11 protein-coding genes and 1 pseudogene are annotated in these 13,381 nt (G+C 42.5%); 4 read left to right on the top strand and 8 right to left on the bottom strand.

Translation table 11 applies throughout. The annotated features are described in order from the left end of the window. Positions 1 to 91: 91 nt before the first annotated feature. The 7 genes from mutS to V6C11_RS10665 form a co-directional block, all read right to left on the bottom strand. The gene (gene mutS / locus V6C11_RS10695) at positions 92 to 2,680 is read right to left on the bottom strand and encodes a DNA mismatch repair protein MutS (protein ID WP_333531179.1); all 2,589 of its coding nucleotides are present in this window, start codon (positions 2,678 to 2,680) and stop codon (positions 92 to 94) included. Positions 2,681 to 2,945: 265 nt separating this feature from the next. Then, a complete protein-coding gene (locus V6C11_RS10690; RefSeq protein WP_333531150.1) occupies positions 2,946 to 3,323 on the bottom strand; it encodes a YlbF family regulator in 378 nt (125 codons plus the stop codon). A gap of 33 nt (positions 3,324 to 3,356) precedes the next feature. Beyond that, a complete protein-coding gene (miaB, locus tag V6C11_RS10685; RefSeq protein WP_333531149.1) occupies positions 3,357 to 4,736 on the bottom strand; it encodes a tRNA (N6-isopentenyl adenosine(37)-C2)-methylthiotransferase MiaB in 1,380 nt (459 codons plus the stop codon). 280 nt (positions 4,737 to 5,016) lie between these two features. Further along, a complete protein-coding gene (locus tag V6C11_RS10680; RefSeq protein WP_333531148.1) occupies positions 5,017 to 6,567 on the bottom strand; it encodes a DHA2 family efflux MFS transporter permease subunit in 1,551 nt (516 codons plus the stop codon). A gap of 96 nt (positions 6,568 to 6,663) precedes the next feature. Then, positions 6,664 to 7,317, bottom strand: a complete 654-nt coding sequence (locus V6C11_RS10675; protein ID WP_333531147.1) for an HlyD family secretion protein — start codon at positions 7,315 to 7,317, stop codon at positions 6,664 to 6,666. A 54-nt stretch (positions 7,318 to 7,371) separates the two neighbouring features. Beyond that, positions 7,372 to 8,238 carry an efflux RND transporter periplasmic adaptor subunit gene (locus tag V6C11_RS10670; RefSeq protein ID WP_333531146.1) on the bottom strand — a complete coding sequence of 289 codons (867 nt, stop codon included), beginning with the start codon at positions 8,236 to 8,238 and terminating at the stop codon, positions 7,372 to 7,374. 266 nt (positions 8,239 to 8,504) lie between these two features. Beyond that, positions 8,505 to 8,729: a hypothetical protein gene (locus tag V6C11_RS10665; RefSeq protein ID WP_333531145.1), complete on the bottom strand. Its 225-nt coding sequence runs from the start codon at positions 8,727 to 8,729 to the stop codon at positions 8,505 to 8,507. Between the two features lie 546 nt (positions 8,730 to 9,275). Here V6C11_RS10665 and V6C11_RS10660 point away from each other — a divergent pair. Further along, a pseudogene (locus V6C11_RS10660) lies at positions 9,276 to 9,632 on the top strand (winged helix-turn-helix transcriptional regulator); the annotation flags it as partial. A gap of 144 nt (positions 9,633 to 9,776) precedes the next feature. Here the strand turns inward: V6C11_RS10660 and V6C11_RS10655 are convergent. Further along, positions 9,777 to 10,166: a hypothetical protein gene (locus V6C11_RS10655; RefSeq protein ID WP_333531144.1), complete on the bottom strand. Its 390-nt coding sequence runs from the start codon at positions 10,164 to 10,166 to the stop codon at positions 9,777 to 9,779. Positions 10,167 to 10,349: 183 nt separating this feature from the next. Between V6C11_RS10655 and V6C11_RS10650 the strand changes: the two genes are divergently transcribed. From V6C11_RS10650 to V6C11_RS10640, 3 genes are all read left to right on the top strand, one after another. After that, a complete protein-coding gene (locus V6C11_RS10650; protein ID WP_333531143.1) occupies positions 10,350 to 11,342 on the top strand; it encodes a hypothetical protein in 993 nt (330 codons plus the stop codon). A gap of 219 nt (positions 11,343 to 11,561) precedes the next feature. Next, positions 11,562 to 12,464 (top strand): DUF2156 domain-containing protein, encoded by a 903-nt coding sequence (locus tag V6C11_RS10645; protein WP_333531142.1) that lies wholly within the window; start codon positions 11,562 to 11,564, stop codon positions 12,462 to 12,464. A 21-nt stretch (positions 12,465 to 12,485) separates the two neighbouring features. Beyond that, the gene (locus tag V6C11_RS10640; protein ID WP_333531141.1) at positions 12,486 to 13,373 is read left to right on the top strand and encodes a GNAT family N-acetyltransferase; all 888 of its coding nucleotides are present in this window, start codon (positions 12,486 to 12,488) and stop codon (positions 13,371 to 13,373) included. Positions 13,374 to 13,381 lie beyond the last annotated feature (8 nt).

Raw genomic sequence — 13,381 nt, 5'->3', positions numbered from 1 at the left:
TTCTGCGGTATACACTTGACCTCTCCAAATAGACCATAGTTCAGTTTAACATAATTTATCCAATTTTTGCAAAGAGTAACAGGAAGTAACCCTATTTATTACTAAGCTTTTTTTGCAAGTTAGCTAAAAAGTTTAGGCTTTCCAGCGGTGTCATGTTATTAAGATTTAGGGCTAAAATTTCTGTCTCCAGTTCGCTTGGGGTTGTGGCGAATATGGCTAACTGTTCACCTGCCGCGGCAGTTTGGGTCTTACCGGACACCACTTCCTGGGCTGCCCTTTGATGAAATTCCAACTGCTGTACCAATTCCCCTGCCCGCTGGATGATCTCGGTGGGTACTCCGGCCAATCTGGCACAGTGTACCCCATAACTTTTACTGGCTTTGGCACGCACTACCTTGCGCAGAAAGGCAACCTCCGCCCCCTGTTCCTTTACGGCCGTGGCATAGTTGTTAAGTCCCGGCAAGAGACCTTCTAATTCAGCAAGTTCATGATAGTGTGTGGAAAATAATGTTCGACAGCCAACTTTAGTATGTAAATACTCAATAACCGATTGGGCAATGGCCATCCCCTCTAAGTTGGAGGTGCCCCTGCCCAGTTCATCTATAATGACTAAGCTCTTTGACGTGGCATGGTCAATGATTTGCTTTGTTTCATACATTTCCACCATAAAGGTACTTTGACCGGAGCTAAGATCATCGGAGGCACCCACCCTGGCAAATATCCTATCCACCAGGCCAATATTCGCCTGGGCAGCGGGTACAAAACTACCCACCTGGGCCATGAGGACAATTAAAGCTACCTGTCTTTGATAGGTGCTTTTACCACCCATATTCGGGCCGGTAATTAAACACAACCGATCCCCCTGGTTGTCCAAATAGGTGTCATTGGGTACAAAACCACCCGGACCCAGGGTGTTTTCCACCACGGGATGTCGTCCGTCCTTGATCTCTATGATGCCCTTATCGGATATTGCCGGGCGAACATAACCATACCTGGTTGCTGCCTCCGCCAGGGCTATCAGGGCATCCATTTCAGATAACAGGGATGCCGTCTGTTGGATACGGTTGACCTCCTGAGCGATTCTGTTTCTAATGTCAACAAACAAGTTATATTCAAGATCCACCAGCCTGTCTTCGGCCCCTAGAATTAAACTTTCGTATTCCTTCAACTCAGGCGTAATAAAACGTTCCGCATTGGCCAGGGTCTGTCTTCTTTGGTAATACTCCGGTACCATTCCTAGGTTAGCCCGGGTAACTTCCAGATAATAACCAAAGACCTTGTTAAAACCCACCTTTAGACTCTTAACTCCGGTCTTTTCCTTTTCCCGTGCCTCCAGCCCAGCCAGCCACCTTTTACCATCCCTGGCTGCCGTCCTAAGCTGGTCAACCTCTTGATGATACCCGTCTTTAATTAAGCCGCCATCGCGCAAAGATATTGGCGGGTTTTCCGCCAGGGCAGTGCCTAGAAGCTGGCGTAAATCATCCAGGGTATCGAAATGATCATAAATATTTCTTAACAATTGACTGTTGCATTTGGCCAAGGCATCATATATCAAGGGAAGCTTTTCCAGGGAGCCCAGCAGGGCCATCAGGTCACGTCCATTGGCACTGCCATAGGAAGCTCTGGCCACTAAACGCTCCAGGTCATAGATATTTTTTAATGCCCCGGCCAATTCATCCCGCAGCAGTAGGGAGTTAACCAGTTCTTCCACTGCATCGAGGCGATCCTCTATTTTATTGCTGTGAATCAGGGGTTGTTCCAACCAGTTTTTAAGTTTTCTCCCCCCCATGGCAGTTTTGGTGGCATCAAGCACCCCCAACAAGCTCCCCTTTTTATCGCTATCCCTGAGGGATTTAGATATTTCCAGGTTGCGACGGGCGATACTATCCAGCACCATAAAGGTCTTGGGGGAATATGCTTTGATTTCAGTTAAGTGGGGAAGCTTTCGTTTCTGTGTCGTGATTAAATACTTCAGCAACATCCCCGCAGCAATACAAATACCCGGCCTATCCTGATAAGCCGAGCCAATGCCGGCCCCAAATTGATCCTTTAGTATTTCTATGTAATCAGCAGCCAGTTGATCTTCTTCTATGGTTGTCATGGTAGTGGCGTTAAGAGCATGAATAACCTGCGCTAATTTCTCATGCTTATTAATCTCCGGTGTTAGCAGCAATTCCCTGGGAGCTAATCGCCCCAGTTCATCCAGCAAGTCTTCTAAGGCCCAAGGGCCAACCAATTCGGTTACTTGAAATAACCCGGTGGATAAATCTGCTACGGCCATACCAAAGGCCGAAGTTCCTGTCTCACACAGAGCCACCAGATAATTGTTGTCCTTCTCACTTAGGGTACTTCCCTCAACCACCGTCCCAGGGGTAACCACCCTGATTACTTCCCTTTTAACAATACCCTTGGTTGCCTTGGGATCTTCCATCTGCTCACAAATGGCTACTTTATAACCCTTATCGATTAGTTTGCTAAGGTAGCCATCAACGGCGTGGTAGGGTACCCCACACATGGGAACCCGCTCCGGTTCCCCAGCCTCCCGTCCAGTGAGGGTTATTTCCAGTTCCCGGGAAGCCACTATGGCATCCTCAAAAAACATTTCATAAAAGTCCCCCAGACGAAAAAATAACAGGGCATCCGGATTCTGTTTTTTAATGTCTAAATACTGTTGCATCATTGGTGTTAGGGCCACAAAACATCTCCTCCCGCAACCAATTATATCATAGCTAACACCGGCTATTAGAAAAACTTGGCTCGTTTATGCCCTTAAGGCTACGCCAAACATAGCGCGAGCCTTAGCTTTTCTTATACTATCATCCTTAAAATCTTATATTTTTGATAGTAAAAGAAAAACCCCCTTGGCCAAATAGCCAAGGAGGTCACTCTTATGTAATATCTAAATGTAATATCGAATGTCGTAGACCTACGACCGTTCTTTAGCCTCAACTGAAGGAACCTGTACCGCAGTTGCAACCCTGGGGTTGCCTTGGTCCCTCAATGCCCTCACTGATTTGATCATTAACCTGGTTAAGGAATTTTTGGAATTTCTCTTGAATTTCTGCAAATTCCCTAATTAAGTTATTGCCCATCATTTTGTCTTCTACTGCATACACTTCATTTAATTGCTCATCGGACAACTCTTTCCCCTGCATACGCAACATATGATGGGACTGCTGAAGTTGTTGAAATCCTTCAATTAAGGCCAGCGCATCAACATCAGACATCATCATGGCCTCTTTTTCCCGCATGGTTTTATATTGTTCAGACTGGGCGATTAGCTTACCTAATTCCAAGGCCTTTTCTAGGATAACATTACTCATAAATTTCACCTCCCAAAGAAATATACAGAGAATCTATACTATGGCACCATTCGGTACCAGTTCTCCCTCTAATAGGTTTGGCCGACCCTTGGTTATTTTAACCTGAACAAGTTTTCCAATGAGTTTTATGTCCCCTCGAAAAACCACCAGCTTGTTGGTTCTGGTCCTGCCTGCCAGCAAATCTGGATTCGTCTTGGTTTCCCCTTCAACCAGAACCTCCAGCATCCTGCCTTCCTCCTGCTGATTATTCTCCAAAGAAATTTGCCCCTGCATCTCTATGAGCCTTTGAATTCTTTCACTCTTCACTTCCTCTGGAACTTGCTCCATCTTAGCCGCCGGAGTACCTGTACGCAGGTTATAAACAAAGGTAAAGGCACTGTCATAACGCACCAGCTTTACCAGGTCTAGGGTATCCTCAAAGTCTGCTTCGGTTTCACCCGGAAACCCTACCATTAAATCCGCAGTGATACTGGCATTAGGAACGGCTTCTTTAATCTTTCTTATTAATTCTAAGTAGTGTTCCCTGGTATAGCCACGATTCATTAATTTTAATATCCGATTACTGCCGGCCTGGGCAGGCAGGTGATAATGCTCACAGACCTTTTTGGTGGAAGCAATCACATCAATCAGCCTCTGATCAAAATCCCTGGGGTGGGAGGTCATGAATCGGATTCTTTCTAAGCCTGCAATTTTATCCAAGGCCAAGAGAAGATCTGCAAAACGATAATGATCCGCGAACTCCTTACCATAGGAATTCACATTTTGCCCCAAAAGTGTTACCTCTTTAAAACCTTCCTGAACCAGTGCCTTTATCTCATTAACAATTTCCTCCGGCTGCCGGCTGCGTTCCCTGCCCCTTACATAGGGGACAATGCAATAGGTACAAAAGTTATTGCAGCCGTACATAATGGTCACCCAAGCCTTCAGCTTGTCTTTGCGTTTAACCGGTATGTTCTCTTCAATTCCTTTTTCCGTGGCCCATACCTCTAAAATTGCCTCGTGGTTTTCCTGGACCTGGTGAATCATACGGGGTAATTCATGAATATTGTGGGTACCAAAAATCAAATCCACAAAGGGAAAACTATGTCTGATTCGTTTGGCAGCAGCCTCCTGCTGGGGCATACAACCACATACAGCCAATATTAAATCCGGCTTGGCCACCTTCCGTTTTCTCAGTCGTCCCAGCAGCCCAAACACCTTGCTCTCTGCAGTCTCCCGCACGCAACAGGTATTTAAAATAATAATATCTGCTTTCTCCTGGGTATCCGTCGGACTGTACCCTAAATCTTCTAACATGCCGGCTAAGGACTCCGAATCTCTTTCATTCATTTGACAACCAAAGGATTGGATATATGCAAACTTTCCTTCGCCTATTTTCTTATTGAATGATTCATAGGTTGTTACTTCTGTCATTTATGTTAACCTCCGCTTGGGGTGGAAAATAATCTTAAGCATTAACATTTTCCCATATTTACCCCTGGATTGCAAACTATTACTATTCGTTTTAGACTTTGTAAGGTAAAAATACTGTTTTTCATACCTTAACAACCAAAAGGGCCATGGATAACTCCAAATGGTTTTTAATCTTGCGCATTAAAATCTTAAAGGGGGCGATCAATCGCCCCCAGCCTGTACCCTTTTCATAAAGTTTGAATCGCTTTCATTCATATACACAAAGTCATTCATCCTTTTTTCAGTTACCTGGAGGTTCTGGCATCGGCGGCTTCATATGGGCATACATCTTATCCTGCCTTTTCCTTTCTTCCTCTACCCTTTTATTACTGAGCAAAAATACCAACGGTAATACCAAGGCAATGATGATCGCACTAATTATAAACGTATCGTCCAAGGCATTCATAAAGGATTGTCTGGCTACCATGCCAGAAATCACCCCTAAACTGGCTTGCTCCGCAGCACCTCCGGATAAACCAGCGGCGGCCAATGGCCCTTTTAGCTGAGACAAAGCTTGTTGCACGCCGAGAGAATCCACACCCATTGATTCGGTATAGAGGGCCGTGTGAAAGGTTTGGCGCTGCGTCATCGTATAGGTTAAATAGGCGATCCCCATTGAAGAAGAAATCTGTCTCACCGTGTTATTTAGCGCCGAGGCCCGGCTAACTAAAAACCTAGGAATGGTATTCATCCCTGCATTTGTTAAAGGCATGCTTGCTAAACCAAAACCAACTGCTCGGACAGCCAGAATTAACTGAATATCCCTGTAAGAAGTATCCAGGCTTAAAGTATGTAGATAATAAGTCATCACGACAACAATGGACATACCCATTATACCAAGCCAAAAGGCCCCAAATTTATCAAACAACTTGCCCCCTATTGGTTGCATCAATCCGGTTATCAAAGCCATTGGCATTAACATAAGGCCGGTCTCCATGGGTGTATAACCCAGCAGATTCTGAGCATAGATCGGGATTAAAAAAACAACTGAAAATAGGGCAACGGTTGAAATACTGGTTGCCACCAGACTGGCTGCAAAGACTGAATTATTGAGCAGTCTAAGATTGATCAGGGGTTGTGGTGTTTCTAGTTCCCACAGAACAAACAAAAGGAGTGAAAAACCAGATATCAAGAACAGTGTAACGATGTATTGGGAGGTCCAGCCCTTATCCTGACCTTCACTAAGTGCCAACAGCAGTGCAAAACAACCAATGGTACTCAATACAATACCTGGTATGTCTGGTTTAATATTTTTCTGGATTGGTGTTTCCTTTAAGAACGTTATCGAAAGAAAAATTGCTGCAATACCGATGGGAACATTGACGGTAAATATCAAACTCCAACTAAAGTTATCCACCAGGTATCCCCCAAGGGTTGGTCCTATGGCCGGTGCTGTAATTGCCGAAACACCCCAAATTCCCATGGCGGCTCCAATCTTTTCACGGGGGAAAATTCTGAAAATCATGGACATGCTAATGGGAATAATCATGCCCCCGCCAATGGCCTGAATCACCCTAAAGATGGTTAAAGAAGTAGTATCCCAGGCCATGCCGCATAATAATGAGCCAAGGGTAAAGGCGGCCACGGACCAAATATACATAAATTTATTACCAAACCTGTCCCCTAGATAACCGGTAATGGGTACCACCACGCCTGTGGTAAGCATATACCCCGTCAAGATCCATTGGACTTCCTCTGCTGAGGAGCCAAACAGTGTCATAAATTTGGGTAATGCTACATTCACAATACTACCGTCTAGGATGGCCATAAAGCAACCAATGACCAGTATCATGAGGGACCCCCACGGAAGCCTTTGATCTTCTTGTTTCTCCCGGGGCGGCAAATTACCGTTAGAGGGATTAGGATCCTTTTTCAGGGAAATCACCCTTTACTTAAGATGTATTTTAACAATGGCGTTCATACCAGGAAGTAACCGTTTGTTCTGATCGTCATCAATATTAATTTTAACGGACACTCTTTGTGTCACCTTGGTAAAGGAATTGCTGCTGCTCTGCTGGGGCAGTAAAGAGAAAACCGAATTAGCTGCTTCACCAATCGATACAACTTTACCTTTAAAACGCATACCGGGAAAAGAGTCTATGGTATATTCAACGGCTTGACCAATGTTTATCTTATACAAATCATTCTCCTCAAGGTTTGCGGTGATATACAGATTATTGGGGTCTACCATCATGGCCACGGGTGAACCCGGTGCCGCTATCTCCCCAACATGGGCAATCTTTTTAACTACCGTTCCGGAGATGGGTGCTTTGATCACCGTTAGATCTAGATTGGTCCCCGGAGCCAATGTAACATCCGACAACCTTCCCATAACTTCACCTTGTTGTAGATTCATGCTTTCTTCCACTGGTAACTCAATAATTTGACCGGATACTTGCGGGCTAACTTTTACAATATTGCCGTCGACTCTTGCATCTTCTGTTGCAACATAGTGGGTATTTTGATACCAGTAGTAATAAGTCACGGAGGCAAGAGCAATTACCATTGCCACTAAAAGCACTAAGATTTTCTTTTTCTTCATATGTACCTCCCACTGAGTAGCTTTCGGGTTAGCATGCATGTGTTTCTTAGATAACTAGTTACCGGATATTAAAACTTCTGCAAACATCCCCGGTTTTAAAAGATATTCAGGGTTGTCGATCCGAACATTGATTAGATAACCCTTTGTTTGAGGATCTGCAGCAAAAGCAAGGTTACTTATTTTGCCGATAAAGGTCTGGTCAGACACAGCACCTACTTTCACCTGTACTTCCTGGCCCTGCTTTAACTTATTTATCTGGTTTTCATTAACGAAACCCTTTACGACAACCCGATTCAGGTTAACCAGTGTCAGTAATACATTTTGTGTTCCGGCCATTTCACCGGGGTTAATATTTTTAGCAGTGATAACACCGGCAAAGGGTGCTTTGATAAACATATCGTCATAGGTAACCTGTCTTTTCTTTAAAGTGGCCTTGGCTGTTTTTAGACTGGCTTCGGATCTTTGAACGGGTCCTTCATATGTTTTTTCATAATCAGCCTGCGAAATAGCCTGGGAGATTAGTAATTCCTTACCCCTCTGGTAATTCTTCTGATCCAGATCAAATTGTACTTGGGCACTGTTTACAAGGGCTGCTGCCTCTTCAATTTCAGCCGCTTTGTCTGCCGCTTCAAGGCTGATTAATAGCTGTCCGGCCTTAACCTCCGTGCCAATATCCACGTTCACTTGAGCTACTTTACCGGCAACTTTGCTGACGATATTCGCTATTTCCACAGCTTCTATTTTGCCGCTCATTGTAATTTTGTTATCTTTGGCTTCAGCAGCACGACCTGTTGAAGTAGTGCTTGTACTTGCTTGTTTCTTAATCTGTGGCGTCTGAGACATTATATTATTCTGGCTACAACCAATTTGAAAGATACAGAGCAAAGCCAGTGTACCGATAAGCACTGCTTTTCTTGTCACTTCCGTTCCCTCCGTTCCGGCCTTACCTCAATGAACAATAAATCACGCACAAAAATAATCCTCCTTCTGTTACCAACTCTAGGATTGTATTTTTTTCATCCCTTCCCCCTATTCCCCAAATGTCGTGACAATCAATCCAATTACAGTACCCAGCTAAAATTTAAAAAACACCCACCTTAAACCTGCTTGAAAAACATTTGTAAGAAGGGTATTTGTTTTGGGTTCTATTTTTCCTAAATTGGACTACAAGGCAATGATACGGACTTTTATAACCTTGATCGTTCGGACCAATAATAGGTTGAGATGTGCTGTCCCAGTTCAACAATTTGCGAATTTCTAATGACATATGTTCTTTTGCGACCGATTGGGTAATACCGATACCCATCTACAAACTTTTTAAGTTTATACCCACTTCTTTGAAGGCATTTAGGGTCAAAACAAGCAGCCATATGGGCATCATAAGAGTATTTAAAAACCATTTCATTTCTCATCATAACTCCCCCTTACTGCTTAAAAAACCTTTTTGAGATTAGGTATGCAATGGAACCAGCCGTTAAAAACAATAGCAATGCTAACTCGATTTTCAGCATTTTTTTACCCCCTGAAAAGCCGCACATTAAGTTGTTGTATTGGCGTCCGCTAGTTGGTTGTCAAAACAATCATTTGTCTAAAAAAAATTAGCCAGCCAGACTCTCATACTCAATCAATTGCTTCAGCCAGTGGTTTCTGTAATATAGAAGTCATTAACAGTGGCAGCGGCGAAACAAATCCTATTTAAGTTTTAACTTTCACAAATACCTCTCCTCTACGTGCTCCCATGCGGCGACGCAATACTACGGAAAAAGAATCTGATCCAGCCTGGCTTCCGTTATAATCCGTGCAAGAAAAGACACACGGCAAAGGCAATTCGAAGTGTTTTTCTAAGCTTTAAAACATCCTATATGTTACAATATAGCTAGCTAATATCTATTCGGCAAGTAGGCACTTTTTTGTGCTAAAGTACCCAAAAAGATACTTAAAACATTGGGGGTGAAGAAATGATCTATAGTGGGAAAAAGCATGAGAATTGCCACATGAAAGAAAACTGTTTAAAGTATGAAATATGCCCAATGATGTTGGTACAAAAAATACTTTCCGGCAAATGGAAAATATTAATCCTATGGTATTTAAGTTACAGCATACTCCGATTTAATGACATAAAAAAAAGATTACCCTTTGTAACTCAAAAAATGCTCACGCAGCAATTAAGAAGTTTAGAAAAGGATAATCTTATATTCAGGAAGGTATATCCCATTGTTCCCCCAAAAGTGGAATACGGGTTAACACAAACCGGCAAAAAAATAATTCCGATACTGGAGATGATGCATGGTTTTGGGGCAGAGTATTTAGCAGAAGGATATGTTGGTGCGTCCTTGTTGTCCGATTTTGTTACCGATGGAGAGAAGGAAAAGGAAGGACTGTTTCCGCCTGGGCTGTCGAAGGAAGATATTGGGCAGTAATGGATCTAGTGGATTTATCAAAAAACCCCAAAGGGTGCTTTAACGTTGAAATTTAAGAGTCATGTCGGGCATATATTCACGTATTGTGGTAAAAGGTTCGTCTATAAATCTCTGTTCATCCGCTAGCATTTTTTCTAATACACTTCTCTCAACGATTCCATAAGGTTTTACAACTCCCATTGGATAGTGAATTTCCGATGATAGGACGCCACTTTGAACTTCACCAATATCGAGTCCATCAAGAATAAATGTGTATTCGCCAATTACTGCTCCATTTTCGGTTACCTGCATGCCAACCCGGTTGTTTTTACCGCTGAAATAATGATTTAACATACCAAAAATGTGTGGGTGTTTTTGAGTAAGGGAATTTACAACCCTTCTACGCATGGGAACCAACTTTTCTTTCATCAATAAATCAAGCTCCGTCATAACAATTCCTCCTTAATTATTGGCTGAAAATTATAATTCCCTCTTATGCTGGCTAAATACATTATCTTACGAATTGTTACTTGCAAAACAAGGTATTTCAGGAATATGGAAAGAAACTATTTAAGGTAGAGAATAAAATCTTTGGCCAGATGTACGAAGGCCATTATTTTTGGGGGTGATTTTGTGTCTCGGCCCATCACTTTTAGTAAATCAACCAATTTTCTACCTAGAAATAAATTTTTACGCTTTGGTCTATTGATCTTTAGCATGTGGCTTCTGGTATCCATCTACTTTTATTTTCAGCACCATCGAACAGACAAAGTATTTCACTTAGATAAAGAGGTGCAGTCTGGCGATAACTTAATAAAATTTAAAGAACTCAGGCTTGTTAATTATACATCAAAGGATCAATCACATTTTTGGATACCTTGGTATTTCCCCTTTTCAAGCAATCTCCCTTCACCTCTTAGGGAGCCGTTTATTAATGTCTGCATGTTCTATACGCCCAGCCGTTATGAGTTTAGTGATGAGGTAGGTACACTCTCTTTATCCGGGTATGTTATTTCTCCAAAGGGGAATTTTTCACATGAGGATTTTAGGAATAGGTTGGATATTTGGCTTTGCGGCCCCAATGAAGTTGGATATGTTGGGGGCAGCAGCACCCAAGCAAGTTCGCAATATCATGATTTCCTATTTTTTACTATTCATGGAAATCATGCCCCACTAAATACTCAGGAAATATCGCTAATCATTGACGATAAAATAAATAAGCACAGGGATAAAATCGCTCTTGATCCGGTTTGGGACACAGAAACTCATACATTTTTTAACAGAAAGAAAAATTATAATTATATTGACCCGGAAGCTGCGGTAAAAAGCTTAATTAATTTAGCCAAGGATAACCGTATTTCGAAAGCAAAGGATCATGTTCTTCTGGAAAAACAAAATCTTTTTAAATGGGAACTTCTAAATCACCCATATTGGCAAACCCCTACAGAACCTAATATCCACTATCTAGGAGAGTATTTAGGTTATCAAAATGTTTTCACTAATTCATTTGTTTTTGGTGAATTCAAGGAAGATGATTTTAGGGGTATTGCCAAACAGGAATTCTTCCTCATCGACACCAAGGATGGCTGGAAAGTAATCGATGTATCCCCGGTCCAAAAATTATAAGCGAACCTATTTATCCAATGTCTCAACCCTCGTAAAGAATAGAACCCTCATTTTCATGGGGGTTCCATTCTTTGCAGTTAAGAACTCCTTTTTTTGGCTTAACCATTGTATTATAATTTCATAGGTGGATGTAATATATTAAATCGTAGCCCATGTAAGCACCTTTTCTGTGATATTCTATTTAGTAATCATAAAATATTTGCATAGGAGAAAGCATAAATGATTAATTTCAAAAAAGTAGCATTAGACGATAAACAATGGATGGAGGATATTCTTCGCATTGCCCAGTTGGGTGTTAGCCATCAAAATTTCACGAATATATTTGCCTGGTCCGAAATCTATCATTATCGTGTGGCCCAAATAAATGACTTCCTCGTTGTTAAAGGCAGAATATCCACCGGTGATTATTACTTTTATCCCGTAGGTCTAGGTGACCCCAAAACCATATTAGAGGCAATGAAACAAGATGCCGCTGACTGTGGCCATGAATTTATACTATTAGGCCTAACTCCGGAGAATGTAAACGAACTTAATAAATTGTACCCCAATGGCTTTATATATAAAGAGATGCGGGACAGCTTCGATTATGTTTATCTCCTTGATAAGCTAGTCACATTAGCGGGCAATAAACTCCATTCCAAGCGCAATCATATCAACCGCTTTAAAGCGGCAAACAATTGGAGTTTTGAACCGATATCCCCGGATAATCTCCTCGCGTGCTGGAAGATGAATTTAATCTGGTGTAAAAAACACGGCTGTGCCGAGGATAAACAGCTTGCCAATGAGGACTGTGCCGTGCGCCGCTCCTTTAAAAACTTTACGCCCCTTGGTTTAGAAGGGGGTCTCATTCGTTTGGATGATCAGGTTATTGCCTACACCATGGGGGAAAAATTGAATGCCAACACCTATATCATTCACATCGAAAAGGCCTTTGGCGAGATCCGGGGTGCCTATCAAATGATCAACCGTGAATTTGCAGCCTTTATCCAAGAAAAATACCCGGAAATAATTTATGTCAACCGCGAGGAAGACATGGGCTATGAGGGCCTGAGAAAGGCTAAGTTATCTTACTACCCAGACAAAATGGAGGAAAAATATGAGGCTAAAATTATCCTGGCTTAAGATATTTAAGGGAATTTAATCATGCTCGAATTTAGACAGGCAAAAAAAGGTGAGATAAACCGCCAAAAGGAAATATGGAAAATTTGCTTTGGGGACCCTGACAAGTATATTGATTTTTACTTTGCCAATCGATACAAGGAGCAGGAAACCCTCCTCCTACTGCACAATGAGGCAATTGCCGCCATGCTGACCATGCTGCCGGTGAAAACAGTGACCCCGAAAAAACGTATGTTTAATACAGCGATGCTCTATGCCATTGCAACACACCCAAGGGAGCAAAATAAAGGCTTTAGCACCCGTTTAATGGACTACAGCAACCAGTGTCTTATGGCAAGTGATCGAGTCCTCTCCATTCTTGTTCCTGCAGAGGAGCAGCTTTTTGCCTTTTATCGCCAACGGGGCTATCAGAATGGATTCTATATTAGGGAGATCCCATTGAACCAGGACATCATCGCTGGTTTATCCATTAGCAAACCCTGCCAATGCACCATCTCCCCCATTAGTCCTGAAGAATATAACCAGCGCAGAAATAAACAGCTTTGCAATAGACTTTACATTGCCTATGCGGATGAAGATATTGCCTATCAGAAAAAGCTCTCCCAACTGTCCGGGGCAGACCTCTATGGCATCGATGGTGAAAATATTCAAGGTTGTGCAGCCGTAGAAAGGGTAAATTCTGATAAGGTACTGATCAAAGAAATGCTAGTACCAGATGAAGTTCTCAACGAAGCTATCAAACGTATAGCACAGCATTTGAAGGCAAAGGAACTTATCCTCCGCACACCCGCCTATTTAGCAGAACATTTAGGTGGCACGATCCGACCCTTTGGCATGGTAAGAATCCTTAAAGATATTGATTTGAAGATAACAGCGGAACAATTAGGCTACCTTGGTTTTGCCTTTGACTAGACAGGGTA

Origin of the sequence: Desulfotomaculum sp. 1211_IL3151 (assembly GCF_036763075.1) — a bacterium.
GTDB lineage: Bacteria > Bacillota > Desulfotomaculia > Desulfotomaculales > Desulfotomaculaceae > Desulfotomaculum.
This window is presented reverse-complemented; position numbering and strand designations above follow the sequence as displayed.

Bases quoted from the DNA above. Each gene is read 5' to 3' on its own strand.
- miaB (WP_333531149.1), bottom strand. From the start codon at position 4,736: ATGACAGAAGTAACAACCTATGAATCATTCAATAAGAAAATAGGCGAA.
- V6C11_RS10675 (WP_333531147.1), bottom strand. From the start codon at position 7,317: ATGAAGAAAAAGAAAATCTTAGTGCTTTTAGTGGCAATGGTAATTGCT.
- V6C11_RS10640 (WP_333531141.1), top strand. From the start codon at position 12,486: ATGCTCGAATTTAGACAGGCAAAAAAAGGTGAGATAAACCGCCAAAAG.
- V6C11_RS10645 (WP_333531142.1), top strand. From the start codon at position 11,562: ATGATTAATTTCAAAAAAGTAGCATTAGACGATAAACAATGGATGGAG.
- V6C11_RS10665 (WP_333531145.1), bottom strand. From the start codon at position 8,729: ATGAGAAATGAAATGGTTTTTAAATACTCTTATGATGCCCATATGGCT.
- V6C11_RS10690 (WP_333531150.1), bottom strand. From the start codon at position 3,323: ATGAGTAATGTTATCCTAGAAAAGGCCTTGGAATTAGGTAAGCTAATC.
- V6C11_RS10655 (WP_333531144.1), bottom strand. From the start codon at position 10,166: ATGACGGAGCTTGATTTATTGATGAAAGAAAAGTTGGTTCCCATGCGT.
- V6C11_RS10680 (WP_333531148.1), bottom strand. From the start codon at position 6,567: ATGATACTGGTCATTGGTTGCTTTATGGCCATCCTAGACGGTAGTATT.
- mutS (WP_333531179.1), bottom strand. From the start codon at position 2,680: ATGATGCAACAGTATTTAGACATTAAAAAACAGAATCCGGATGCCCTG.